The following is a 25089-nucleotide window of genomic DNA, read 5'->3' on the forward strand; positions in this document are numbered from 1 at the left end:
GATCTGCTTCAGATTTGAAGCAGATCCACGGACCGGAACACTACCCTTGCTTTAAATTTGAAGCAATGAGAGTGCGGCGCCCTGTGGCGCGGGTCACGAACAGGCCGGCGACGACCTCCGCCGCCACGGAACGTCGTCCGAAGCGGGCCGCGCCCCGTCCTCCTGGAGCCCCTGCGCGATCGCCGCGGAGATCTCCTCGAGCTGTCCCACCTGCTCCTCGCTGAGCCGGTCGAACAGCAGGCTCCGCACGGTCTCGACGTGCCCGGGCGCGGCGCGATCCAGTACGGCGAACCCGTCGTCGGTCAGGGCCGCGATGCTGCCCCGTTTGTCGTACCGGCAGGCCTCGCGCCGCAGCAGGCCGTCCTTCTCCAGCCGCGTCACCGCGTACGTCAGCCGGCTGCGCGTGATCTTCAGCCGCTCGGCGAGGTCGGTCATCCGCAGCCGGCGTTCCGGGGACTCCGACAGCACGGACAGGATGGAGTAGTACAGATGCGGCATGCCGGCGTCCTGCTGGAGCTGCCGGTCGATCGCGTCCTCCAGGAGCAGCGAGGCGGCGACGTACGCGCGCCAGGCGCGTTGCTCCTCGGGGGTGAGCCAGCGAGTCGTCATGCCACCAGTGTAGGTTTGTTTCAAACTTGAACCAAGCCTGTCCCGTTAGTCAGCCGTTCCACCGAGCCGGGAGCGTCGATGCCCCACCCGTACGTCCTGCTGTCCGCCGCCGTCTCCCTCGACGGCTACCTGGACGACACCGGCCCCGAACGCCTGCTCCTGTCCGGCCCGGCCGACTTCGACCGGGTCGACGAGGTCCGGGCGTCCGTCGACGCGATCCTGGTCGGCGCCGGGACCATCCGTGCCGACAACCCGCGGCTGCTGGTCAACTCGGACGAGCGGCGCGCCGCCCGCACGGCCGCCGGCAAACCGGAGTACCCGCTGAAGGTCACCGTCAGCGGCTCCGGCGACCTCGACCCGGCGGCCCAGTTCTGGCACACCGGCGGCGAGAAGGTCCTCTACACCACCGACGAGGGCGCCGGACGCGCCCGTGCCCTCGGCCTCGCCGCCGACGTCGTCCCCCTCGGCCCCGACCTCGACTGGCGCCGGCTCCTCACCCACCTGCACGACGTCCGGGGCGTGCGGCGCCTCATGGTCGAGGGCGGCGGCCTGATCCACACCCAACTGCTCACCCAGGGCCTCGCCGACGAACTCCAACTGGTCCTCGCCCCGCTCTTCGTGGGCACCCCCGACGCACCCCGCCTCTTCGGGCCCGGCGGCTACCAGTCCGGCCGGCTCCGGCTGCTGGAGACCCGCCGGATCGAGGACGTGGTCCTCATGCGGTACGAGCCGACCGCTCCGGGCGCCGGCCCGCTCCCCACCGCCGCCGACCACCACTGGCTCGCCCTCGCCTGCGAACTGGCCGACCGGTGCCCGCCCTCGGACACGGCGTTCAGCGTCGGCGCGGTGGTGGTCGCGGCCGACGGCACGGAACTGGCCCGCGCTCACTCCCGCGAGGCCGGCGACCCGGTCGCGCATGCCGAGGAGGCGGCCCTCGCCAAGACCGACCCGGCCGACCCGAGGCTCCCGGGCGCGACGGTCTACAGCAGCCTGGAGCCCTGCGCCCGCCGGGCCTCCCGCCCCGCACCCTGCGCCCGGCTGATCCTCGACGCGGGCGTACGGCGGGTCGTCACGGCCTGGCGTGAGCCGGACACCTTCGTGGCCGCCGCCGACGGCAGTGGCGTCCTGGCGGGCGGGGGAGCGCAGGTCGTCGTTCTCCCCGAGCACGAGGACGCAGCCAAGGCCCCGAACCGGCACCTGCTGACCTGAACCAGTGGGTGTGTGCGAGCCGTCCCGCGGATGACGTACACTGGTGTCACAACGACGCGGGGTGGAGCAGCTCGGTAGCTCGCTGGGCTCATAACCCAGAGGTCGCAGGTTCAAATCCTGTCCCCGCTACTGAAGGCCGAGGGCCGGAATCCGAAAGGGTTCCGGCCCTCGGTTCGTTACGGGCCTCCGTCATCACAGGCAGTGAGCGAACCGCACCGCTCCGCGCCGCTACTGACGCACCGTCATAAACATTGAATCGCTTGCGGAGTGGTCAACTCGCCCGATTTGAGCCGGTCGCAGCAGGTAAGTCCGCAGGAAAAAGGTTAATGATCAAGCGGAATCGCTGGAATACCCACCGCGCGTCTATTAACGTTCGATAACGCAGCGCGGTCGTCCCAGCCGTCACAGAAGGCGGCTCCGTGCGCACGCGCCGAATCCCGAAAGGGAACCGGGGAACCACCACTTGGGGTGAATCGGGCGTATGCCGCCGTGGAAGCACGGTAGTTATACGCGCGTAGGAGACCTTCCTGCTCCGAACCCGTCAGCTAACCCGGTAGGCGAGAAGGAAGGAAAGGAGTACGCCCACGTGGCGTCCAACCGGCCTGCCCCCGCGGCCCCGTCCGCGCTGACCCAGCGCGACACCGAGACCTTCGGCTACGGCGGTCACCGCACCGACGAGGGCCCGTTCCAGGAATGGAACCCCAGCGCGGAGTCCATTCGTCCCGTCCGTGGCCGGCATCGCGTCACCAAGCAGCGCGGCGGAGGTCTCGCCCGCAGCTCCACCGTCCTGGGCGTCGGCGTCATAGCCGCCGTGGGCGCGGGCGGTATGGCCAGCGCCCAGACCGGCAAGCCGCCGGTGTCGATCTCCGTGTCGGACCTTCCCTCCGTGGGTTCCCTCATCTCGGACGACGACACCCCCGAAGGCTCAGCCACTCCGCTCAGCGACCTCGCCGCGGCGTCCGCCGAGACCGAGAAGGGCTCTTCCGGCGCCGGTGAGGCACTGCGCGCCCGGATCATCGCCCAGGCCGAGTACCAGCAGGAACAGATCGAGACCAAGGCGGCCGAGGAAGCCGCGGCCGCCGCGGAGAAGGCCGCCGAGGAAGCCGCCGCCAAGGCGGAGGCGGAAGCCAAGGCCAAGGCCGCCGAGGCCAAGCGGAAGGCCGAGGAGGAGGCCCGGAAGAAGGCCGAGGCCGAGCGGCTCGCCGCCCTCGCCAAGCAGTACACGCTGCCGACCTCCTCGTACACCATCACCTCCAGCTTCGGCCAGGCCGGCGCCTACTGGTCCTCCGGCTACCACACGGGCCTGGACTTCGCCGCGCCCACGGGCACCCCCATCAAGGCGGTGCACAGCGGCACCATCACCGAGGCCGGCTGGAACGGGTCGTACGGCTACAAGACCGTCCTCACCCTCGATGACGGCACGGAGATCTGGTACGCGCACCAGTCGTCCATCGGCGTCAGCGTCGGCCAGAAGGTCAGCACGGGTGACGTCATCGGCCGCGTGGGCGCCACCGGCAACGTGACCGGGGCGCACCTGCACCTCGAGGTCCACACCGACGGCTCCGGCGGCATCGACCCGATGGCGTGGCTGCGGGGCAAGGGACTCAACCCGTAAGCGGCGCCCACCTGTCGAAGAACCGGCGGCCCTGACGACGACCCCCCGACGTCAGGGCCGCCGGTCTCGCTGTGGCAGGAGCGTTTACGGGAGTTTTGCGTCCCCCGCGGAATGGGGCGCTTCCGTACGGTCGTTGACGTGGAGCATGACTTCTCTTCGCAAGCTCGGCTCCTCCGACCTCGAGGTCTTCCCGCTCGCCCTCGGCGGCAACGTCTTCGGCTGGACCGCCGACGAGGACCGGTCCTTCGCCGTGCTCGACGCCTACACCGCCGCCGGCGGCAACTTCGTCGACACCGCCGACGTCTACTCGGCGTGGGCCGACGGCAACCAGGGCGGCGAGTCCGAGACCATACTCGGCAAGTGGCTCGAGGCGCGCGGCAACCGCTCCGACGTCATCGTCGCCACGAAGGTCAGCCAGCACCCCGAGTTCCGGGGCCTGTCCGCCGCCAACATCAAGGCCGCCGCCGACGCCTCCCTGCGGCGCCTGCGCACCGACCACATCGACCTCTACTACACCCACTTCGACCAGCCCGACGTGCCCGTCGAGGAGATCATCGGCGCGCTCGACGACCTCGTGAAGGCCGGGAAGGTGCGGCACATCGCCGCCTCCAACATCTCCGCGGAGCGGCTGCGGGCGTCCCTGGAGTTCTCCGACCGCGAGGGCCTCGCCCGGTACGTGGCGCTCCAGCCGCACTACAACCTCGTCTCCCGCGGCACCTACGAGGGTGAGCTCCAGGACCTCGCCGAGCGGGCCGGCCTCGCGGCCGTTCCGTACTACGCGCTGGCGTCCGGCTTCCTCACGGGCAAGTACCGGCCCGGTACGGCCGTCGAGAGCGCACGTGCCGGGGGTGCGGCCAAGCACCTGGAGACCGAGCGGGGGCGCCGCGTGCTCGACGCGCTGGACGAGATCGCCGGGGCCCATGACGTTCCGCCGGCCACGGTCGCCCTGGCCTGGCTCGCGGCCCAGCCGACGGTGACCGCGCCGATCGCTTCCGCGCGGACCGTGGAACAGCTGCCCGCGCTGCTGGGGGTCGGGGAACTGACACTGACCGAGGCGGAGGTTCGGCGGCTCACGGAGGCCTCGGCCTGACGCATGCCCGCCCGGGGCAGGCCGGGGGTGCCTCCGGCTAGGAGCGGTACGGGTTGTACGCGGGGGACGGGTTGTACGTGGGCGACGGGGTGTATGCGGGGGACGGGCCGTAGGTGGGCTGTGGGCTGTGTGTGGGGGACGCGTTGTGGGCGGCGTGCGGCTCGTATACGGGGTGCGGGGTCGGATGATGGCCGTACCCGTACCCGTACGCCCCGTACACCGGCCAGGGTGGTGCCGACACAGGGACGGGCGGGGCCGTCGTCCGTGCCGCGTGGTCCAGCGCGGGGCGGGCCGCCTCCCTGCGCCGCCACAGTTCCTGGAGGAGTTCCCGTTCCCGGGCGGTGAAGCCGGCACCGGCGCGGCCTCGGCGGCCGCGGTGGCGCAGGAACGCCAGGGACGTCGCGTACCCCTCGTACTGAGCCACCGCCCGCGCCGCCGCCTTTCCCGCGTGACGGCGGGCGTACTGGCGGGCGATCCGCCGGGCCCGCATCGAGCCGAGCGCGTACGGCTCCGCCGGGGCCAGCCAGCCGGCCACGGCGTACGCGGGCAGTTCCTCCCGTACGGTCCGCAGCTCGCGCTGCCGGGTCCAGACGACCAGCCACGTCAGCAGCCCGAAGATGGGCACCATGAACGCCGCGTACACCGCGAAGAACCCGTACTCGCCGAGCGAGGACGAGCCGTTCCACATCGCGTGCATGCCCATCGCGAGCAGCAGCCCGCCGAGCGGGAAGGCGACGCGGCGGGTGTGCTGGCGTTCCGAGGCGAGCGCGGAGATCCCGAAGCCGATGCCGGTGAGGACCGTGAAGAGCGGGTGCGCGAACGGCGACATGATGATCCGCACGAAGAAGGTCGCCGCCGTGACGGAGGCGATGCCGGTGTCGCCGGTGAGCTGGTCGGTGCCGAAGGCCGTGCCCAGGTAGAGGATGTTCTCCGTGAACGCGAAGCCGGTGGCGGTGATGCCGGCCAAGACGACACCGTCGACGATGCCGGTGAAGTCGCGGCGCCGGAAGAGGAAGACCAGCAGGACGGCAGCCGCCTTGGCCGTCTCCTCCACCACCGGCGCTATCACGGTCGCGCCGAGGGTGTCCGCGCTGGACGGGTCCGCGGTCGCGGTCGCTATCCATCTGGTCGCGAAACTGTTGGCGACGATGGCTATCAGCGCGGCCGCGCAGGCGCCCCAGGCGAAGCAGAACAGCAGGTTCCGCCACGGGCCCGGTTCGACCCGGTCCAGCCAGCGGAACGCGGCTGTGAGCAGGGGCACCGGCAGCGTGGCCAGCCCGAGCCCGACCAGGAACCCCTCCGTGCCGGTCTCCTCGCGGACCAGGGCGAGGATGACCAGGCCGGAGATCGCGAGAAGCGTGATCAGCGCGCAGTAGCGCACCCAGGCGCGCTGCCACCAGTGGGCGTGCCGCAGGGGGCCGGCGGCCGGTGCGCCGGCGGCGGGGCCGCCGGGGCACGGCGGGTGTGGGGGGCAGGTGGCCACGGCATTGACCCTAACGACGGGTGGGCGCTGTCCGCAGTCGGAAGCGGTACGGGTGCGGTCAGGCGCCGGCGAGGGGCTGGTCCACGTGCTGTACGCGACGGAAGAGGAGGTCGTTCACGACATGTCCCTTGTCCAGTCCCTGCCCCTCGAAACGGGTCAGTGGACGGAAGTCGGGACGCGGCGCGAAACCGCCGTCCGCCTGCGTGTTCTCGAAGTCGGGATGAGCCGTGAGAACCTCGAGCATCTGCTCGGCGTACGGTTCCCAGTCGGTGGCGCAGTGCACGATCCCGCCGGGCTTGATGCGGGTGGCGGCGAGGCTCAGGAAGTCTGGCTGGATGAGCCTGCGCTTGTGGTGCCGCTTCTTGGGCCAGGGGTCCGGGAAGTAGACGCGGAGTCCGTCGAGGGAGTCGGGGGTGAGCATCTCGCGGAGCAGGATGATCGCGTCGCCGTTGCCGACCCGGATGTTGGACAGGCCGTTGCGGTCGGCGAGATTGAGCAGGTTGCCCTGGCCGGGGGTGTGGACGTCGACGGCGAGGATGTTGGTGCCGGGGTCGGCGGCGGCCATCTGGGCGGTGGCTTCGCCCATGCCGAAGCCGATCTCCAGGACGACGGGGTTGTCGTTGCCGAACAGCTCGGGGAGGTCGAGGGTGTGGCGGCCGTCGATGTCGAGGCCCCACTTGGGCCACAGGCGCTGCAACGCGTCGGCCTGACCCGCGGTGACCCGGCTCCGCCGAGGCTGGAAGCTGCGGATCCGCCGCTCGAAGTGAGACCCGGCGGGATCGGCCTTCGGCCCGTCGGGAAAGCGCGGCTCTCCCTTGGCCCGGGTGCGCCGGATGGAGTCACCGGGGGTGAGGGGTGCGGTTTCGGGGGTGTTGGCGGAGTCAGACACAGTGCCCCTGATTTTACGGGGTGGCCTGCGCTGGGTGGGTGGGTCGGGGCCGCGCCGGGGGGTGTCCGTCCTCGGAACGGCGCGATGGAGTCGGATGACGACTCACTGGTCCGTTGACGCGCCAACCGCTGCGGGCGGACACCCCCCGACACGTCCCCTTCCGTGCGTACGCGGCTGCGGGTGCGTCGTGGCCGCCCCAGCTGCGGGCAGTCGTGCCGCTGGGGGCGGCACGGGTGGGCGCAGCGGCACCCCGCAACGCCGGGCTGCGCAACGCCCCCGCCCCAGCGACAACACCGGGCACCTGACAACCGGCCCTGACAGTCACAGCGCTGCCAGCACCCGACGCCCCACCTCCCGCCCGATCGGCAAAGACGCCGTAGCCGCAGGAGACGGCGCGTTCAGCACATGCACCGCACACGCCCCCTCCCGGATCAGGAAGTCGTCCACCAGCGTCCCGTCCCGCAGCACCGCCTGCGCCCGCACCCCCGCCGCCGTCGGCACCAGGTCACTCTCGGACACCCCGGGCAGCAACCGGCGCACCGCCTCCGTGAACGCCCTCTTGGACAGCGACCGCCGCATTTCCCCGGCCCCGTACCGCCAGTGCCGGCGGGCTATCCGCCAGGACCCCGGCCAGGTCAGCGTCGCCCCCAGCTCGCGCAGGCGGACCGTGCCCCAGCCGTACCCCTCGCGGGCCAGCGCCGGCACCGCGTTGGGGCCGATGTGGACGCCTCCGTCGATTCCGCGGGTGAGATGCACCCCGAGGAACGGGAACGCGGGGTCGGGCACGGGATACACCAGTCCCCGCACGAGGTCCGGCCGGGCGAGTTCGTAGTACTCGCCGCGGAACGGCACGATCCGGACCTCCGGGTCGTCGCCGGTCAGCCGCGCGACCTCGTCGGAGTGGAGGCCGGCGCAGTTCACCAGGACCCGGCCGCGGACGATGTCCCCGGAGGCCGTGAGCACGGCGACACCCCGGTCGGGCCGGCGGGCGACGCGGACGACCCGCGTGCCGTACCGGATCTCCGCCCCCGAGCCGTGGGCCAGCTGTCGCGCGACCGCGACGAAGTCGCAGATCCCGGTCGTGCCGACGTGTATCGCGGCGAGCCCCCGCACCTCCGGTTCGTACTCCGTGATCTGCGACGCGCCCAGTTCCCGCACCGGGATGCCGTTCTCCCGGCCGCGCTGGACGAGGGCGTGCAGGCGGGGCAGTTCCGAGCGGTCGGTCGCGACGATCAGCTTTCCGGTGACGGCGTGCGGGATGCCGTACTCGGCGCAGAACTTGACCATCTCGGCGGCTCCCCGCACCGCGTAGCGCGCCTTGAGGGAGCCGGGACGGTAGTAGATGCCGCTGTGGATGACACCGCTGTTGCGGCCGGTCTGGTGCCGGGCCGGGCCGGGCTCCTTCTCCAGGACGGTGACACGTGTGCCCGGTGCGGCGCGTGTGATGGCGTACGCCGTGGACAGACCGACGATCCCCCCGCCGATCACCAGCACGTCACAGTCGTACGCGGCCCGCACGAGCACCACCTCCGCTACCGATAGTGCACTGCACCACTGACAGAGCGTTCAAACGCCGAGAGGGGGATCGCAGTCGCTCACGCGGGCGCCATCAGCAGAGGCCGCGCGCGCTCCCGGAGCTCCACCACCCGCGGCTCGTCACCGTACGGTTCGAGCCGGTGCAGGAGATCCTTCACGTACTCCGTGGTCCGGGCCGACGAGATGCGCCCGGCGACCTCCACCGCCCGCACCCCCTGCTCACAGGCCGCGTCGAGGTTCCCCGACTCCAGTTCGGCAACCGCCGAGACGACCAGACGCAGTCCGTGCGAGCGGACGAACTCCTCCGTCGGCTTCGACAGGGCTTGCTCGGTGAAGCGGCGGACCTGGCGGGGCGCCTTGAGGTCGCGGTAGCACTCGGCGGCGTCCGCGGCGAAACGGTCGTAGGAGTAGAAGCCGAGCCAGCTCGGGTCGTTGTCACCGGGTCGGGCCCGCTCCAGCCAGCTCTCGGCCGCCTTCAGGGCGCCGCCGGCCGCCTGGGCGTCGTTCGCGCGTGCGTGCGCGCGGGCCTCGACGAGGCGGAAGAAGCTCATGGTGCGGGCCGTGGCCAGTCCGCGGTTGCGTTCCAGGGCGGCCTGGGCGAGGTCCACACCCTCGTCGCCGAAGCCCCGGTAGGTGGCCTGGAGGGACATGGAGGCCAGGACGTAGCCCCCGAGGGGGACGTCCGCCGCCGCCCGGGCAAGCCGCAGGGCCTGGATGTAGTAGCGCTGGGCCGCCTCCTGCTGGCCCGTGTCGAAGGCCATCCAGCCGGCGAGGCGGGTGAGTTCGGCGGAGGCGCCGAAGAGGGCACGGCCCACCTCGTCGGAGTAGGAGCCGAGCAGCAGAGGGGCCGCCTCCACCCTCAAGCACTCGGGGACCATCGACGAACGCCAGTCGCCGCCGCCGTACTTGGAGTCCCAGCGCCGCGCGTCCTCGGCGGCCTCCCGCAGCTTCTGCACATCGCTGTGGCCGACTTTGAGCGGTGCGCCGGAGTCCTCGGCCGGACCCACGTCCCGTGCGACCGAACTGTCGGCCGGGGTTATCAGCCATCGTGAGGCGGGCGTTGCATAAGCGCTCACTGCGAACGATCCGGCGAGCGACTGCCAGATGCCGCCGGATCCGGCGCGGCGGCCGGCGAGGTCGAGGCGGTACAGCTCCGTCGCGGACCTCACCGCCTGTCCGACGTCCCGCGGGAAGGCGAGACCGACTTCGGGCGCCGGGTCCGCGTCCGCCAGGCCGATCTCGTGGAGCGGCACCGGGCGGCCGAGCTTCTGGCCGATGGCGGCGGCGATGAGATGCGGCGCCGCGCCCTGGGGCACCATGCCCTTCGACACCCAGCGCGCCACCGACGTCTTGTCGTAACGAAGCGTCAGGCCACGCTGGGCGCCAAGATCGTTGACGCGCCGCGCGAGGCCCGCGTTGGAGATTCCCGCGAGGGCGAGAACGGCGCCGAGCTTTTCGTTCGGCCCGCGTTGCTCCCTGGACATGCGCCACCCCTCGACACAGACGGCTGCCGCGCTGGCATAACCGTGCGGCATTCGTAAACCCAGCGTAGTTCGCCGCATCCCAAGCGTTAAGGGGCATTGTTCCGGTTGGCGGGATTGTGGTCCGTACGGAAGTACGGGTCGTATACGGGCAGTTGCGGCGTGCTCCCACTGTGTGGCCGTGCGCCTGTGTGTGCGCTCTTCTCCAGCCATCACGGGAGCGCTTCCATGGTCCACGCGTGGGTCGGCCCGCTGTACTGGGTCCAGTGGGCTGGGGGACACCGCCGCCTTCATCCCCGCGGGCGGCGGAGGGGTCCGGGAGGCGTGCTCCGTCTCCCGGGCCGCGCGATCGCGCGATGGTGCGCGGTGTCTGCACGGAGAGTGTTCGATACTGTCTGCGACGCGCCGATTTGGCTGAAAATAGACCCTGCGGGGTGAGGGTTTCAGGGCTGCGACCATGGCACTTGGTGGCGCACCGGGCGTAATTGGGGCGTGTATCGGGGGCGCATTCGCGTCGCAATCGTGCTGAGTCTCCCCTCTTCTCCCTTCTCTTCCTTCTTCCTTCCGCCTCCGTCGTCCGTATCTTCTTGTGGCGTTCGGTTGTTCGGGGTTGTTCGGGACGGTGTGGGTGGCTCCGCCGGGGCGCATTCAGCGGAGCGCAAGCGGCGCGGGCACCCTCTGGAACGCTTCCTTCATGGCAGCATGGTGAACCGGTTCGTACGGTGCACTGGTTGTCCACAGCCTGTGGAGGCGGCGATGCGGTGGTTGGTGGGATGGAGCAGCACCGCCGCGGGAGCCGTCGCCGCCGGTGCGGCGGGGGCCACCGGGCCCGACGGCGAGACCGTGCACCCGGTGGGATCCCAACTCCTGTGGGGGGACCCGGACCCACTGTGGGCGGTCGGCGACTGGCGCCCCGACGAGATCCGGGTCGTGAAGGCCGACGACCGCACCCGTATCGCCGTCCTCGGCATCTGCGGCGCCACCGACGAGCAGTTGCGCGTCGCCCTGTTCGCCGCGCGCGGCGGGGCACTTCGGCACCTGACCGCCTGGCCGGGCAGCTACACCGCGATCGTGCAGGTCGGCCGGAGGGTCACCGTCTGCGGCGACCTCGCGGGCGCGCGGCCGGTGTTCCACACGCCCTGGGCCGGCGGTACGGCGTACGCGACGGCCGCGCTGCCGCTGGCCGACCTCATCGAGGCCAACCTCGACTTCGGGCACCTCGCCGCACTGCTGGCCGCCCCCGACGTGCCCGCCGCGCTCCACGACTCCACGCCCTACGACGGCGTGAAGCGTGTTCCTCCGGGGCACGCCCTCATTCTGCGCGCCGGGGCACGTGAGATCGCCGGGTACGAGCCCGTCGCCTCGCTGGCGGTCGCCGCACCCGCGGCCGATCCCGACAGCGCGGTCGACGCCGTGCGCGACGCGCTGGTGGAGGCCGTACGGACACGGCTGTCCGCGCCGCGGCACGTCCCGGGGGCGGACATCGACCCCGGCCCCGTGCCGGGCATGGGGCCCGCGGAGCGGCGCGCCGCGCGCGGGATGCCGGTGCCCGGAATCGGGGCGGACCTGTCCGGCGGGCCGGCCTCGGGGACGCTGGCGCTGCTCGCCGCGGGCCTGCCCGGGATGCCGGGCACGGTGCTCGGCCACGGCACGGGCGCGGGGGAGCGGCTGCTGGCGGTCACGTTCAACGACCTCACCGCCCGGGGGCGGGAGGCCGAGCTGGAGCGGGCGGGTGCGCTGGCCGCCAACCCGCGACTGCACCACGTCGTCGTGGCCGGCGGGGAGGAGACCCTTCCGTACGCCGACCTGGACGGTCCGCTGACGGACGAGCCCGGCGCGTCCCTGGTGGCGGCGTCCCGGCACCGGGCCCGGCTGGCGGCCGGCAGCGCGGACCACTTCACCGGCTACGGTGCCCGGCAGGTCCTGGACGCGCATCCCGCCCGGCTGGCCGACCTGCTGATGGACCGCAAGCGGCGCCACCTGGTGCGGCCCGTCGCCGCGCTGGCCAAGGCGGACGGCTCCGTGCTCGTCCCCGCGCGCGTGTACGCGGCGGCGAGGCGGCTCTCCCGTACGCCGTACCGGGCCGGGGTCGAGTCCCTGGCCTCGCGTCTGCTGGACCACCGGGTCGACGACGGACTCGGCGCGCCCGGCAACCCGGTGGAGGCCTCCCTCGCCGCGCTGACCTGGGGCAGACCCGGGCCGGCGGCGCACTGGCTGACCGGTGAGGCGCTCGCCGAAGTATCGGTTCGTCTCCAGGCGTCCACGCACCGGTCGGAGCTGGTGGGGCCGGGGCAGCGTCCGGGTGACTTCCGCGCGCGTGCGGCGCTGGCGCGGTACGCCGCGGATCTGCGGGTGCTGGAGCAGGCCGCGGAGGTCCGCTTCCAGCGGCTGCACGCGCCCTTCCTCGACAACCAGGTCGTGCGCGCGGCCCGGGCGTTGCCCGAGGCGTTGCGGGTACGGCCGGGGGCGAGGGCGGCGATCCTGCGTACGGTGCTGGAGGGGGCCGGGGTACGGGAGCTGCCGCCCGGGTGGGGCGCTCCCACCCAGGAGACGGCGGCGGCCGCGGCCCGTACGGGGCTGAGGGTGGCCGCGGACTCCCTGGTCGCTTTGTTCGACACGCCGCTGCTGGCGGAGGCCGGTCTGGTGGAGGCCCGGGTGGTCCGCAAGGCCCTGCGCGGCGCGGCAGCCGGCGAGCCCCTCCCCCTGGACGGCCTCGCGGACCTGGTCTCCCTGGAACTGTGGCTCCGCCGCCTGCTGTCCCGGCGCGGCACCTGCTGGACGGGAACACCGGCCCGGCAACGCGCGGTACCGGCGGGAATCGCCCCGCAGCGGGGGGCGCTGGGGGCGGGGGCCGGGGCGCGGCGCGCGTGACGCCTGTGCGGGGTGGGTGGGTCGGGGACGTGTCGGGGGGTGTCCGTCCTCGGAACGGCGCGATGGAGTCGGATGACGAGTGACTGTCCGTCGACGCGCCAACCGCTGCGGGCGGACACCCCCCGACACGTCCCCTCCCGTACGTACGCGGCTGCGGGTGCGTCGTGGCCGTCCCAGCTGCGGGCAGTCGTGCCGCTGGGGCGGCACGGGTGGGCGCAGCGGCACCTCGTCTCGCCGAGTTGCGCAACGCCCCGCCCCCAGCACCCACGCCGAGCACCTGCGAACACACCCCGCACCGACGCCGAGCACCCGCAAACACACCCCGCACCAACGCCCCGCCGCGAAAACCCCCCAGCCCTCGCCCCCACCCCGGCCACAATGACCCCGTGCGGTACAAAATCCTGGGCATCACCGAGGCACACGACGAGCACGGCAAGGCCATAGCCCTCGCCGGCCCCCGCCTCCGCGCCCTCCTCACCGCCCTCGCCCTGCGCCCCTCCCGTGTCACCACACCCCAGACCCTGATCGACGAGGTGTGGACGGACGACCCGCCCCATGACGCCCCCGCCGCCCTCCAGGCCCTGGTCGGCCGACTCCGCCGAGCCCTCGGCAAGGACGCCGTGTCCTCCGAAACCGGCGGCTACCGCCTCGCGGCCACCCCGGACGACATCGACCTCTTCGTCTTCGAACGGCTCGTCCGGCAGGGCACCGACGCGCTCGCCGAAGGCGACCCCGCCCGAGCGGAAGGCCACCTCGACGCCGCCCTCGCCCTCTGGCGCGGCCCCGCCCTCGCCGACCTCCCCGACCGCGCGGCCGCCACCCGCCCGGAGGCGATCCGCCTCGAAGCGGCCCGGGCCAGAGCCGAGGCCCGCCTACGGCTCGGCCGTGCCCGGGACGTCGTACCGGAACTGCGGGAACTGACCGCCGTCCACCCGTACGACGAACCGCTGCACGCCCTCCTCGTCCGCGCCCTGCGTGACACCGGCCGCGAGGCCGATGCCCTCGCCGCCTACGACACCGCCCGCCGCGCCCTCGCGGAAGGCCTCGGCACCGACCCCGGCCCTCAGCTGCGCGCCCTCCACGCCGACCTGCTGCGCTCGGCGCCGGACAACGACAGACCTCCGCCCGGGCGGCCCGAGCGCACCGGCAACCTCCGCCGCCGCCTGACCTCGTTCGTCGGCCGGGAACCCGAGATCCACGCCATCCGTTCCGACCTGCACCGGGCCCGTCTCGTCACCCTCACCGGACCGGGCGGCTCCGGGAAGACCCGCCTCGCCGAGGAGGCCGCCGCCGGGCTCCCGCAGGCCTGGCTGGCCGAACTCGCCCCGCTGGACCGGCCGGAGGCGGTGCCGGGCGCCGTGGTCAGCGCGCTCGGTCTGCGCGAGACCGTGCTGATGACCAGCGAGCTCACAGCCGTACTGGACGACCCCGTCGATCTGCTGGTGGAGTACTGCGCCCCGCGCAGCCAGCTCCTGATCCTGGACAACTGCGAGCATGTCATCGGTGCCGCCGCCCACCTCGCCGAGACCCTGCTGACCCGCTGCCCGGGTCTCACGATCCTCGCCACCAGCCGTGAGCCCCTGGGGGTGCCGGGTGAGGTGGTGCGCCCCGTCGAGCCCCTGCGACCGGACCAGGCCCGCCGCCTGTTCGCGGAGCGCGCCGCCGCCGTCCGTCCCGGCGCGGACGCCGTGCTCCACGACGAACGGGCGGTGGCGGAGATCTGCCGCCGGCTGGACGGGCTGCCGCTCGCCATCGAACTGGCGGCGGCCCGGCTCCGGCTGCTCACACCCCGGCAGATCGCCGACCGCCTCGACGACCGCTTCCGCCTCCTCACCTCCGGGAGCCGTACGGTCCTGCCGCGCCAGCAGACCCTGCGCGCCGTCGTCGACTGGTCCTGGGACCTGCTCGACGAGGCCGAGCGGACGGTGCTGTGCGAGGTGTCCGTGTTCGCGGGCGGCTGGGACCTGGCGGCGGCGGAGGCGGTGTGCACGGGGCCCGCCGCCGAACTGCTCGGGGCGCTCGTGGACAAGTCCCTCGTCGTGGCGGCCCCTTGTGAGAGGGACGGCACCGGCGGCATGCGGTACCGGATGCTGGAGACCATCCACGAGTACGCCGTGGAACGCGCCGCCGGTGTTCCAGGGCTGCGTGCCGCGGCCGAGCGCCGGCACCGCACGTGGGTGGGCGCCCTGGTGGAGCGGGCCGACCCGCTGCTGCGCTCGGCCGGGCAACTGCCCTGGATCTCCCGCCTGGAGACCGAACTGGACAACATCCGCGCAGCCCTCGACCGGACCCTCACCGCCGGGGACGAACGGGAGGCCGGTGCCCTCGCCCTGGCGCTGGGCTGGTTCTGGTGGCTGCGCAACTACCGGCATGAGGGCATGGAGTGGCTCGACCGGATCCTGCGCCTGGGGGCGGGAACCGATGTACTGGGCCGGGTTCCCTCCCCCGGTGAGCCGGGCCTGCCCGATCCCGTCGAGCACTTCCTCGCCGCGCCGGACGGGGAGGCGGGGCACCCGCTGCATGCCCTGCGGATGGATCTGCGCATGCTGCATCTGTTCTTCATGACCGAGGCCTCGCCCGTGGACGCGTTCGCTCAGGCACGGCGGCGGTATGTGACGCGCGTGCGGGCGTACTACGAGAAGGGCGGCCCCCAGGCGGCCCGGGTGCCGGGGCTCGTCTGGCCGATGGTCTCCCCCTTCGTGGGCTGGCCGGGGGAGGTCCGGGACGTGATGGACTCCGTCGTCGCCAACTGCCGTTCCCACGGCGGGGACTGGGAGACCGCGGTCGCCGTGATGTTCCGTACGCACATGGTCGTCGACACCCCCGGCGACCTGGACGGCGTCGATGAGGACCTCGCGGAGCTGCGCCTGCTCAGCCGCCGCTCCGGGGACCGCTGGCTACGGGCACAGGTGTGCGGCGCGGCCGGCGAGACGGCCATGGCACGCGGCCGGTTCGAGGAGGCCAAGAGGGAGTACGAGGAATCCCTGCGGCTGGCCTACGAGGTGGGCGCGTACGCCGAGTCGCCCTTCCTCATCGCCCGGCTCGGCGAGATCGCCTACCGCGCGGGAGACCGCCCGGCCGCCCGGGCGGCGCTGGACGAGGCGAGCGCCGCCGCCGACCGGTACGCAGTGACGGACTCCAAGGCGTTCGTCCTGCTGCTGCGGGCCCTGATGACGTGGGAAGAGGGTCACCTCGGGCGGGCCCGTGAGCTGTGCGAGGCGGCACGCGCGGAGACGACGCGCGGCACACCACCGCCCCAGTTCATGGTGATGCTGGATCTGGTCGACGCGGCGATCACGGCGAGCGAGTCCGGCCCGGAGCCGGCCCTGGCCATGCTGACCCGCGCCCTGCGCGACGCCGTGGAGAAGCGGTGCTCCGACCTGACCCGGGCCGCGGTCGTGGACGGTGCCGCGTCCCTGGTCGCCGACCTCGGCGACCTTCCCCGCGCGATGCGGCTGCTCGGCGCCGGGGACCACTGGCGGGCCGGCCGTCCGCGGCCGATGCCGGAACGTGCCCAGGCCGAACGGACCGTGGCCGCCGCCGAAGCCGCCCTGGGCAGCGTCCGGTGCCGGTCGGAGCGCGCCCGGGGGGCTGCGCTCACCGCTGAGGACGCGCTGCGCGAGCTGGACGAGGCACGGAGCGCCTACGCCGCTGAGCCGCCGGTCCGCTGACCGCAGACGAGGCCGCCGCGCGGTTCCACCGCGAGGCGTACGGCGCTGTCGTCCACGCGGACGAGCGCCTCGTGTCCGGAGCATGAGCGGTTCAGCTCGATGGTGACGAAGGAGGCGGGCGGGGGTGGTTCCGGGTTCGGCGTGCGCGGGGGAGAGGGGGCGGGGGTGGGAGGGGGAGCGGATGTGGGGGCCGGTGGAGTCGGCCCGGGGGGCGTGGGCGGCGGGGTGGGAGCCGGTGCCGGGGCAGCGGGGCGTGGGGGCGTCGAGCCGGTCTTCGGCGTCGAGCCGGTCCTCGGTGCCGGCGCGGGCGTTTCGGCGCGCGCGGGCACGATCGCCGGTGGCCGGGGCGGCCCGGACTCCCGCTGCGACGGGGAGGGTGTGGGCTCGCCGGTCCGGACCGCCGGCGACGACGGGGCGGGGGGAGCCTTCGCCTCCTGCTTCGGCTCGTCGTTGCCGGTCAGCGCCATCACGACCACGGCGACCACACCTACGGCGACCGCACCGGCCGCGATACCGGCCTTCACCGGCGCGCCGGCCCCTTCGGAGAGGGTGGCACCACCACCGCTCCCCGCCCCGCCGGACGAGCCGCCACCCGCAGCGAGCGCACCCGCGGCACCGGCCGTCCCCGCTCCCGCGCCTCCGGCGACGAGCCCGGCCGCCTTGGCGTACCCGGCGGCACCGAACCAGCCGATGACCGCGACCGGCACCACGGCGGGAATGCCGCCGGCGACTTCCTCGATCTGCAGCGCGGCCAGCCGGCACTTCGCGCACGCTTCCAGGTGCTTGCGCAGCCCTCGCTCGGCACGGGTGCGCAGCCGGCCACGGGCGTAGGTGCCGAGCTGGTCGGCGTAGCGTGCGCACTCCTGGTCAGCTGTGAGCGTGGCGCTGACGTGGGCTTGCAGGTAGGCCTGCCTGAGGCCCTCGCGGGCCCGGCTGGCGAGGACACGTGTGCCGTTGGCGTCCAGCCCGAAGAGCGTGGCGACCTCGCTGGGCGACTCGTCCTCGACCTCGGTGTGCCACAGCACCGCCTGCCACCGCTCCGGCAGCGAGCGGAAGGCCCGCATCGCCATGGACCGCTCGGCCTCGTGCATCGCCCGGACGTCCGCGCCGAGTCCGCGTGGGTCGTCTCCGGGCAGGCCCGAGGCGCGTGCCGACTCGGCGGCGAACACCGCGAAGTCGTCGACGAGTTGCTCCCGCCGAGCCGACCTGGTCCAGGAGGCGGCGACGCGGCGTACCGAGGTGAGCAGGTACGCGCGTACGGCGTGCTCGGGGCCGGAGCCGCCGCGCACCGCCTGGAGCATGCGGGCGAAGACCTCGGCGGTCAGGTCGTCCGCGGTGTGGGCGTCGCGGCAGCAGGTCCGGGCGTACCGGCGCACGGCCTGGGCGTGACGCCGGTACAGCTCCTCGTACGCCGTGTCGTCGCCGGAGCGCATCCGCTCGATGAGCCCGGCGTCGGACGGTGGCGGCTCGTGCGGTGGCGGCACGCCGTCCTCACGCCGGTCACGCTGCGGCGGAACCGTGGCGTCGGCGGGGTGGCCGCGGGACGGGGCGCCCGCGCGTCCGCCCTGGCTCGGCACCTGCGGCAGGACCGGGCCGCCGGCCGGGTCGTCGCCGTCACCGCTCGACTCGTCCCGCCCGTCAACGCTCATCGCGGAACGCCCCCGCCCGCCGCCCAACACGTCCAGACCACCAGGTCAGGGTGGCATATGGACTTCTGGCCGGGCCCCCGGAATTCGGACCATCACCCATCCGAGGGCGGTTCACCGCACGCCAGTGCTACCTGTCACTCATCAGGTGAACGCCCAGCGGCACTGAGCCCGGAAGTCTCCCCCCGAGCCCGGGCCCGAGCGCTCACGCAGGCCGCGACCGCAGCCCCTCCAGCAGGATGTCCAGCAGCCGGGCCGAGGCCGCCGCCTGCTGTGCCGCGTCCGGCAGCGAGGGCGCGGCCGTCGCGATCACCAGCAGGACGTCCGAGACCGACACGTCCGGCCGCAGCTCACCCGCCGCACGCGCCCGCTCCACGAGCTGGCCCACGACCTCGAGCAGCGCCGACGCCCCCGCGTCGTCCTCCACGGCGACCGCGGGCGCCGGTACCGAGGCGACCGCCACCGGCTCCTCCGGCACCAGCCGCAACTCCGTCGGGCCCGCCTGCGTCCGCTGCTGCGGCACCCGCGCCCCGCCGGCCCCGTCCTCGCCGACCGAGACCCGCAGCACCTGCGGAGGCAGCAACCGCCCGGCACCGGAGGCCACCGACGTGCGCAGGAACCGCGACAGCGCCGACCACGGCTCGTCCTCCTGCCCGAGCGCCGCCCGCGCCTGGTCGGTGAGCCGGGAGGTCTCCTCCTCGGCTATCCGCCGCACCAGGACGTCCTTGCTCGGGAACCGCCGGTACACCGTCCCCACACCGACCCGCGCGCGCCGGGCCACGTCCTCCATCGGCGCGCCGTAGCCCAGCTCGCCGAACACCTCGCGCGCCGCACGCAGCACGTGCTCCAGATTGCGCTGTGCGTCCACGCGCAGCGGCGTCGTCCGCGGTCCGTTCCCGCGTCCGCTCCCCGTCGCCGCGCTCATCGTCGCGCCACCCGCCGCGAGAGCGGAAGCGGACGACCAATGAGAGTCCTGAACATGCATAAGCATTCCCCCGGTACTGACGTCTCCCCCCGGAGACACTCCCCGCCATTCGATGCCGGGACGGAGGATCGGGCTCGGGTCGCGGGCCCGCCCGTCGTTCGGGCCCTGTGAGCGCATCCCCCTGACACCCCGTCGAGACAAGAACATAGTTGAGAGGGAGTCAATTCAGAAGGGGCAGGTTCCGCACGGAGCGCCCACCGATCGGAGTACGGGCCGCAAACGTCCTGAATGTACCCCCGAGCGCCCCCCGCACCACCACCGCTGACCTGCGGGTATTCATCCCAGGTTGCTATTCCGGCCAACTACGCGCGCTCTTCCGCTCCAGTCACACAATTCGTCGAGGCTGTGGACAAACGCAAGCGGCGGGTGCGTCATGGGATGGTGAAGGAACGTGCGCGCATTCTCGTTGTCGGTGGCGGCTACGTCGGGATGTACACGGCCCTGCGCCTCCAGCGCCGCCTGAAACGGGAACTGGACCGGGCCGAGGTGGAGATCACGGTCGTCACACCCGACCCGTACATGACGTACCAGCCCTTCCTCCCCGAGGCCGCCGCCGGAGCCATCTCCCCACGCCACGTCGTCGTGCCCCTGCGCCGCGTCCTGCACCGATGCCGCGTCGTCATCGGCGAGGCCACCGCCATCGACCACGCGAAACGCACCGCCACCGTCGCCACCCTCGCCACCGAGGAGGAGGGCGCCGGCGGACAACGACTGACGTACGACGAACTCGTCCTCGCCCCCGGATCCGTCTCACGCGCCCTCCCGGTCCCCGGCCTCGCCGACCACGGCATCGGCTTCAAGACCGTCGAGGAGGCCATCGGCCTGCGCAACCACGTCATCGAACAGATGGACATCGCCTCCTCCACCCGCGACCCCGCGATCCGCGACGCGGCCCTGACCTTCGTCTTCGTCGGCGGCGGCTTCGCGGGCGTGGAGGCACTCGGCGAACTGGAGGACATGGCCCGCTACGCCGCGCGCTACTACCACAACGTCCAGCCCGAGGACATGAAGTGGATCCTCGTCGAGGCCTCCGACCGCATCCTGCCCGAGGTCGGCGAGGAGATGGGCCGCTACACCGTCACCGAACTGCGCCGCCGCAACATCGACGTACGCCTGCGGACCCGCCTGGAGTCCTGCGCCGACCGGGTCGCGGTCCTCAGCGACGGCGCCCGCCTCCCCACCCGCACGGTCGTCTGGACGGCCGGCGTGAAACCCCACCCCGTGCTCGCCGCCACCGACCTGCCCCGCGACGACCGCGGACGGCTGAAGTGCACCGCGGAACTGACCGTCGAGGGCGCCCCGCACGCGTGGGCCGCGGGAGACGCCGCCGCCGTCCCCGACGTCACCGCGGGTGAGCCGGGCCGCGAGTGCGCCCCCAACGCCCAGCACGCACTCCGCCAGTCCAAGGTCCTCGCCGACAACATCGTGCGTACCCTGCGCGGCGAGCCCCTGCGGACGTACGAACACGCCTACGCCGGCTCGGTCGCCTCCCTGGGCCTGCACAAGGGCGTCGCCCACGTCTACGGGCGCAAGCTCAAGGGCTGGCCCGCCTGGTTCATGCACCGCACCTACCACCTCAGCCGCGTGCCCACCTTCAACCGCAAGGCGCGCGTGCTCGCCGAATGGACGCTGGCCGGAATGTTCAAACGGGAGATCGTCTCCCTCGGTTCACTCGAACACCCGCGGGCGGAGTTCGAACTCGCGGCCGGGGGAAAGCCTCCCCAGGACCCTCGGCACAACACGAAGGGGTCGTCCTGACCGGACCCAGGAACTCCACCGGCCGGCCCGGCGTCTGACGGATGCCGACCCGGTCGGCACACTGCCAGACTGGTCCTCCACCGCGGGCGGGCCACCGCTCGCCCCCGGTGCGGGCCCCCGGGCCCCGGCCGGTTCCGGTGCCGGTCGCCGACGACTACACGAGGCAAGGATTCGTGAACTTCACGCGCTGGAGCGCCCGGCTCCCCGGAACACAGCGCCGCGCCGCAGCGCGGACCATGCAGACGGCCTCCCCGGACCGGCGAGGGGAAGGCTCCGTACCCGCCGCCCGCGCCGAACAACTGACCGACGACGCGCCGTCCGTACCCGCCGTCGACGAACTGCGGGTGCGCGAGGTCCTCGACCGAGTCCCCTCCCTCGTCGCCCTGGTCCACGGCGCCGACCACCGCATCGCCTACGTCAACGACGCCTACACGACCGCCTTCGGCGCACGCCCCCTGGGCGAACGCGCCCGCGAGGCCCTCCCCGAACTCGACGCCCTCGGCCTGTTCCCCCTGCTGGACCAGGTCCAGCGCAGCGGCAGACCGCGCACGGTGAAGTCCCGCAAGGCACCCGACGGCCGCTGCTACACCTTCACCTGCACCCCGGTCGCCCAGGACGACGACAAGGGCGGCAGCGACGGCCGCGGCGTCCTCGTCTTCGCCACCGACGTCACCGACCACGCCGAAGCCGCCGAACGCCTGCGCGCCAGCGAACGCCGCCAGCGCGAAACCGCGGTCACCCTGCAACGCTCCCTGCTCCCCCAGGAACTCGAAGAGCCGGACGACCTGCGCATCGCCGCCACCTACCACCCCGGCGGCACGGAAGCCGCGGTCGGCGGCGACTGGTACGACGTGATCACTCTGGGCGGCGGCCGCACGGCCCTCGTCATCGGCGACGTCATGGGCCGCGGCGTCCGCGCGGCGGCCGTCATGGGCCAGCTCCGCACGGCGGTCCGCGCCTACGCCCGCCTCGACCTCCCCCCGCACGAGGTCCTCCAGCTCCTCGACGGCCTGGCGGGCGAGATCGACGCCAACCAGATCGCCACCTGCGCATACGCCGTCCACGACCCGAACGAGGGCAAGCTGGTCTACGCCTCGGCCGGCCACCTCCCCATCCTCGTCCGCGACGAGAACGGCACCGTCCTGCGCGCCGACGAACCCACCGGCCCCCCGCTCGGCACCGGTGGCTGGATCCACTCCTCCGGCTCGGTCCCGCTCAGCCCCGGCTCCACGGCCGTCCTCTACACGGACGGCCTGGTCGAGCGCCGCGACGCCGACCTGGACGAAGGCATCGCCGCCCTGGAACGCGCCCTCTCCGGCGCCACCGGCACACCCCAGGTCGTCTGCGACCGCCTGGTCCGCTCGGCCGGCGTGACCCCCGACCACGACGACGACGTGGCCGTCCTGGTCCTGCAGCACCCCGCCCGCACCGGCCCCGAGGGCGAGCTCTTCCGCAACGCCGCCCTCGAACTCCTGGGCGGCGTCGAGGCGGCGCCCCGCGCGCGTGCCTTCGCCTCCGGCGTCCTGACCAGCTGGCGCTTCCCCGCCGACCTGCACGACCTGGGCGTCCTCGCCACCAGCGAACTGGTCGCCAACTCCCTCCAGCACGGCACCCCGCCGATGCGCCTGCGCCTGCGCCGCACCGACCGCCGCCTGATCATCGAGGTCACCGACGGCGACGACCACCTCCCCAGACGCCGCCGCGCGGAACCGGGCGACGAGTCCGGCCGCGGCATCGCCATAGTCGCCACGATCGCCTCGAACTGGGGCTGCCGCCGCACCCCCGGCGGCGGCAAGGCGGTCTGGTGCGAGTTCGCCCTGCCGCGCACCCGGTGACGCGGCCGGTGCGGGGATCAGACGTCCGCGGAGACGGGCGCCCCACCCCGCGCCACGATCCGGCTCTTCGCGAGCCACGGCCGATCCTGCGCTTCGGTCAGCTGCCGGCCCAACCGCACGGCAAGGACGGTGATCCCCAGGGAGAACACCAGGAACGCCACGATGTACGGCGCGTGCAGCGAGGCGCCCAGCGGCCCGCCCACCGCCGGCCCGACAGCCAACGCGAGCTGCTTGACCAGGGCGAACGCGGAGTTGTACTGCCCGGCCATCCCCTCCGGCGCGAGATCCGCGACCAGCGGGGCCACGGTCGGCGACAGCATCGCCTCACCCAGACCGAACAACGCGTACGTCGAGACGAACGCGGCCGTCGCCATCTCCTGGCTCCCGTGCCCCAGCCCCGCGTACCCGGCGACGGCCCACGCCACGGCCCAGATCAGCCCCACGACAGCGATCACCCGCGACCGCCGGCGCCGCTCCACGAACCGCAGCACGGCGAACTGCGCGACCACGATCACCAGCGTGTTCGCCGCCAGCGCCGTCCCCAGCGCGGACGTCGATATCCCGGCGGCCTCCACCCCGTACGCGCTCAGCCCCGACTCGAACTGCCCGTAGCAGGCGAAGAACAGCACGAAGCCCAGCACGCACAGCTGCACCATGGCCCGGTTGCCCAGCAACTGCTTCCAGCTGCCTCGCCCCGACGCCACGGGAGCCTCCCCGACCAGCGGGACATGCGGCACCCGGACCGTCACCATCACCACGACCAGCAGCAGGAACACCGCCGCCTGGATCGCGAAGAGCAGCGTGAAGGAGGCGGCACTGGTCGTGTCGACGAGATGCCCGCCGATCAGGCCGCCCACCCCGAGCCCGAGGTTCTGCAGGAAGAACTGCAGGGCGAAGGCCCGTGACCGCGTCTCAGCGGTCGAACAGTCCACGATCATCGTCGCCAGCGCCGGTTGCGTCACGGCCTGCCCGGCCCCCAGCACGGCAGCGGTCACCAGCACGGTCGCCGCACTGCCGGCGAGCCCCAGGCCCAACGAACCCACGGCGGCGGCGACCAGGGCGGCGAGCAGCACCGGCAGCGGGCCACGCCGGACGATGGCCCGCCCGGCGAACGGCAGCACGACCAGCGCGGCCACAGCGAAGACGGCGAGTACGAGACCCGCCGTCATGGCTCCCAGCCCCCGCACCTGCGCCACATAGACGTACAGGTACGGGACCGTGAAGCCGAGCCCGAAAGCGCTGAGTGCGTTGCCCACGTGGATCCGGCGCATCGCTGCGCCCATCGCCCTGGTCACGTTCACCTCTCTCACAAGTTAGGTGTGAAGACTTCGAAACTAAACTTCGAAGCTAAAGAGTACATATCCAAGGACTTCAAGGCAAAGAACGGCCGTGCCATACTGCGCCCATGGGCGACACCCCCGGCTCCGGCGAGCCGACCCTCGAAGAACAGATCGCCGCGTACCAGCGCGAGTTCCAGGACCTGGACCCCCAGGTCGAGCAGATCGTCTCCGCCCTGTCCCGCCTGAACCGCCGTATGAACGTCGCCTACGGCCGTCAGACCGCGGCCCTCGGCATCAGCAACGCCGAGTGGGAGGTACTCAAGGCCCTCGTCCTGTCCGGCGCCCCCTACCAACTGGGCCCGAGCGACCTCGCCAAGCGCCTCGGCCTCACGCCGGCCGCCATGACGCACCGGATCGACCGCATGGTCGGCGAAGGATTGGTGACCCGGGAGCGAGACGAGACGAACCGCGTACGAGTCATCGTGGAACTGACATCCGAGGGGCGTGAGAAGTGGCTGGAGGCGATGCGCCTGGCGTCGGTCTTCGAGGAGGACCTGCTCCAGGACCTGTCCCCACCCGAGCGCACAGCGCTGGGCGAGGTCCTCACCCGGCTCCTGCGCAGGGTGGAAGACGCCCAGCCGGACGCGGGCGGCCGCCTCTCCGACCTGGAGTGACGTGCACCTGAAAAGATCTTGACAGCGGGTGCTTGACAGCCCTCCACCGGATCCGTAAGGTTCTTCGGGTTGCCACGGAGCCGTAACGGTTCTCCGGCAGCACTTCCGCCGCACGAGCGGCATCCAACCACTAGCAAGATCACTCCCAACGGGGTTGTTTCGGCGCGTCCGAATTCAATTCGAATGGGACTGGGCGACCTGATCGACTCCGACTGGCTTCGATTTGGGAAACGCCGAGGGACCGCGCTAAAGTTGGAGACGTCGGAACGGCCCAAGGGCCGGGAAGGCAACCCCCTCTGACTGGGAATCAGGGCCGAAAGGATCTGATAGAGTCGGAAGCGCCGGAAAGGGAAACGCGAGAGCGGGAACCTGGAAAGCACCGAGGAAATCGGATCGAGAAAAGATCTGATAGAGTCGGAAACGCAAGACCGAAGGGAAGCGCCCGGAGGAAAGCCCG

At 72.7% G+C, this 25089-nt stretch carries 16 protein-coding genes, 1 tRNA gene and 1 riboswitch; of the genes, 9 read left to right on the top strand and 8 right to left on the bottom strand.

Annotated features, from left to right (window positions below):
- Nucleotides 1-93: 93 nt before the first annotated feature.
- The gene (locus IE212_RS21010; protein ID WP_190199408.1) at nucleotides 94-609 is read right to left on the bottom strand and encodes a MarR family winged helix-turn-helix transcriptional regulator; all 516 of its coding nucleotides are present in this window, start codon (nucleotides 607-609) and stop codon (nucleotides 94-96) included.
- Between the two features lie 78 nt (nucleotides 610-687).
- Between IE212_RS21010 and IE212_RS21015 the strand changes: the two genes are divergently transcribed.
- From IE212_RS21015 to IE212_RS21030, 4 genes are all read left to right on the top strand, one after another.
- Nucleotides 688-1818: a dihydrofolate reductase family protein gene (locus IE212_RS21015; protein WP_190199409.1), complete on the top strand. Its 1131-nt coding sequence runs from the start codon at nucleotides 688-690 to the stop codon at nucleotides 1816-1818.
- A 55-nt stretch (nucleotides 1819-1873) separates the two neighbouring features.
- Nucleotides 1874-1947, top strand: a tRNA-Met gene (locus IE212_RS21020).
- A gap of 289 nt (nucleotides 1948-2236) precedes the next feature.
- A riboswitch (cyclic di-AMP (ydaO/yuaA leader) is annotated at nucleotides 2237-2393 on the top strand.
- 11 nt (nucleotides 2394-2404) lie between these two features.
- The gene (locus tag IE212_RS21025; protein WP_190199410.1) at nucleotides 2405-3433 is read left to right on the top strand and encodes a M23 family metallopeptidase; all 1029 of its coding nucleotides are present in this window, start codon (nucleotides 2405-2407) and stop codon (nucleotides 3431-3433) included.
- Nucleotides 3434-3578: 145 nt separating this feature from the next.
- Nucleotides 3579-4523: an aldo/keto reductase gene (locus IE212_RS21030; protein WP_190199411.1), complete on the top strand. Its 945-nt coding sequence runs from the start codon at nucleotides 3579-3581 to the stop codon at nucleotides 4521-4523.
- 37 nt (nucleotides 4524-4560) lie between these two features.
- On the opposite strand, the gene IE212_RS21035 is transcribed toward IE212_RS21030, so the two are convergent.
- The 4 genes from IE212_RS21035 to IE212_RS21050 form a co-directional block, all read right to left on the bottom strand.
- Nucleotides 4561-6006, bottom strand: a complete 1446-nt coding sequence (locus IE212_RS21035) for a PrsW family intramembrane metalloprotease (protein ID WP_190199412.1) — start codon at nucleotides 6004-6006, stop codon at nucleotides 4561-4563.
- Between the two features lie 58 nt (nucleotides 6007-6064).
- Nucleotides 6065-6895 carry a tRNA (guanosine(46)-N7)-methyltransferase TrmB gene (gene trmB, locus IE212_RS21040; protein WP_190199413.1) on the bottom strand — a complete coding sequence of 277 codons (831 nt, stop codon included), beginning with the start codon at nucleotides 6893-6895 and terminating at the stop codon, nucleotides 6065-6067.
- A 321-nt stretch (nucleotides 6896-7216) separates the two neighbouring features.
- Entirely contained in the window at nucleotides 7217-8422 is a 1206-nt protein-coding gene (gene lhgD, locus IE212_RS21045; protein ID WP_190199414.1) for an L-2-hydroxyglutarate dehydrogenase, read from the bottom strand.
- A gap of 68 nt (nucleotides 8423-8490) precedes the next feature.
- Nucleotides 8491-9915 (bottom strand): NsdA family TPR-like regulatory protein, encoded by a 1425-nt coding sequence (locus tag IE212_RS21050; RefSeq protein WP_190199415.1) that lies wholly within the window; start codon nucleotides 9913-9915, stop codon nucleotides 8491-8493.
- A 753-nt stretch (nucleotides 9916-10668) separates the two neighbouring features.
- Here IE212_RS21050 and IE212_RS21055 point away from each other — a divergent pair.
- Both IE212_RS21055 and IE212_RS21060 read left to right on the top strand, forming a co-directional pair.
- Nucleotides 10669-12783 (top strand): asparagine synthase-related protein, encoded by a 2115-nt coding sequence (locus tag IE212_RS21055; RefSeq protein WP_190199416.1) that lies wholly within the window; start codon nucleotides 10669-10671, stop codon nucleotides 12781-12783.
- Between the two features lie 386 nt (nucleotides 12784-13169).
- Nucleotides 13170-16454: an AfsR/SARP family transcriptional regulator gene (locus tag IE212_RS21060; RefSeq protein ID WP_190199417.1), complete on the top strand. Its 3285-nt coding sequence runs from the start codon at nucleotides 13170-13172 to the stop codon at nucleotides 16452-16454.
- On the opposite strand, the gene IE212_RS21065 is transcribed toward IE212_RS21060, so the two are convergent.
- Nucleotides 16427-18103 (bottom strand): sigma-70 family RNA polymerase sigma factor, encoded by a 1677-nt coding sequence (locus IE212_RS21065; protein ID WP_190199418.1) that lies wholly within the window; start codon nucleotides 18101-18103, stop codon nucleotides 16427-16429. The two genes, IE212_RS21060 and IE212_RS21065, sit on opposite strands and share 28 nt — an antisense overlap.
- A gap of 202 nt (nucleotides 18104-18305) precedes the next feature.
- A complete protein-coding gene (locus IE212_RS21070; protein WP_190199419.1) occupies nucleotides 18306-19085 on the bottom strand; it encodes a TetR/AcrR family transcriptional regulator in 780 nt (259 codons plus the stop codon).
- A gap of 378 nt (nucleotides 19086-19463) precedes the next feature.
- Here IE212_RS21070 and IE212_RS21075 point away from each other — a divergent pair, with 378 nt between their 5' ends.
- Both IE212_RS21075 and IE212_RS21080 read left to right on the top strand, forming a co-directional pair.
- Complete coding sequence (locus tag IE212_RS21075; protein ID WP_190199420.1) at nucleotides 19464-20843, top strand: NAD(P)/FAD-dependent oxidoreductase; 1380 nt, start codon at nucleotides 19464-19466, stop codon at nucleotides 20841-20843.
- A 173-nt stretch (nucleotides 20844-21016) separates the two neighbouring features.
- Nucleotides 21017-22678, top strand: coding sequence for an ATP-binding SpoIIE family protein phosphatase (locus IE212_RS21080; RefSeq protein WP_190199421.1), 1662 nt, complete (start codon nucleotides 21017-21019; stop codon nucleotides 22676-22678).
- Between the two features lie 17 nt (nucleotides 22679-22695).
- On the opposite strand, the gene IE212_RS21085 is transcribed toward IE212_RS21080, so the two are convergent.
- Nucleotides 22696-23961: an MFS transporter gene (locus IE212_RS21085; RefSeq protein WP_190199444.1), complete on the bottom strand. Its 1266-nt coding sequence runs from the start codon at nucleotides 23959-23961 to the stop codon at nucleotides 22696-22698.
- Between the two features lie 122 nt (nucleotides 23962-24083).
- Here IE212_RS21085 and IE212_RS21090 point away from each other — a divergent pair, with 122 nt between their 5' ends.
- On the top strand, nucleotides 24084-24632 hold the full coding sequence (locus tag IE212_RS21090; RefSeq protein WP_190199422.1) for a MarR family winged helix-turn-helix transcriptional regulator: 549 nt from the start codon (nucleotides 24084-24086) through the stop codon (nucleotides 24630-24632).
- Nucleotides 24633-25089 lie beyond the last annotated feature (457 nt).

Origin of the sequence: Streptomyces djakartensis, assembly GCF_014651075.1 — a bacterium.
In the GTDB taxonomy this organism is placed as follows: domain Bacteria; phylum Actinomycetota; class Actinomycetes; order Streptomycetales; family Streptomycetaceae; genus Streptomyces; species Streptomyces djakartensis.

What these genes read in the sequence shown, in the direction of transcription:
- IE212_RS21010 (WP_190199408.1), bottom strand. Translation starts at nt 609, where the DNA reads ATGACGACTCGCTGGCTCACCCCCGAGGAGCAACGCGCCTGGCGCGCG.
- IE212_RS21015 (WP_190199409.1), top strand. Translation starts at nt 688, where the DNA reads ATGCCCCACCCGTACGTCCTGCTGTCCGCCGCCGTCTCCCTCGACGGC.
- IE212_RS21030 (WP_190199411.1), top strand. Translation starts at nt 3,579, where the DNA reads ATGACTTCTCTTCGCAAGCTCGGCTCCTCCGACCTCGAGGTCTTCCCG.
- IE212_RS21050 (WP_190199415.1), bottom strand. Translation starts at nt 9,915, where the DNA reads ATGTCCAGGGAGCAACGCGGGCCGAACGAAAAGCTCGGCGCCGTTCTC.
- IE212_RS21055 (WP_190199416.1), top strand. Translation starts at nt 10,669, where the DNA reads ATGCGGTGGTTGGTGGGATGGAGCAGCACCGCCGCGGGAGCCGTCGCC.
- IE212_RS21065 (WP_190199418.1), bottom strand. Translation starts at nt 18,103, where the DNA reads ATGAGCGTTGACGGGCGGGACGAGTCGAGCGGTGACGGCGACGACCCG.
- IE212_RS21070 (WP_190199419.1), bottom strand. Translation starts at nt 19,085, where the DNA reads ATGCATGTTCAGGACTCTCATTGGTCGTCCGCTTCCGCTCTCGCGGCG.
- IE212_RS21075 (WP_190199420.1), top strand. Translation starts at nt 19,464, where the DNA reads ATGGTGAAGGAACGTGCGCGCATTCTCGTTGTCGGTGGCGGCTACGTC.
- IE212_RS21085 (WP_190199444.1), bottom strand. Translation starts at nt 23,961, where the DNA reads ATGGGCGCAGCGATGCGCCGGATCCACGTGGGCAACGCACTCAGCGCT.
- IE212_RS21090 (WP_190199422.1), top strand. Translation starts at nt 24,084, where the DNA reads ATGGGCGACACCCCCGGCTCCGGCGAGCCGACCCTCGAAGAACAGATC.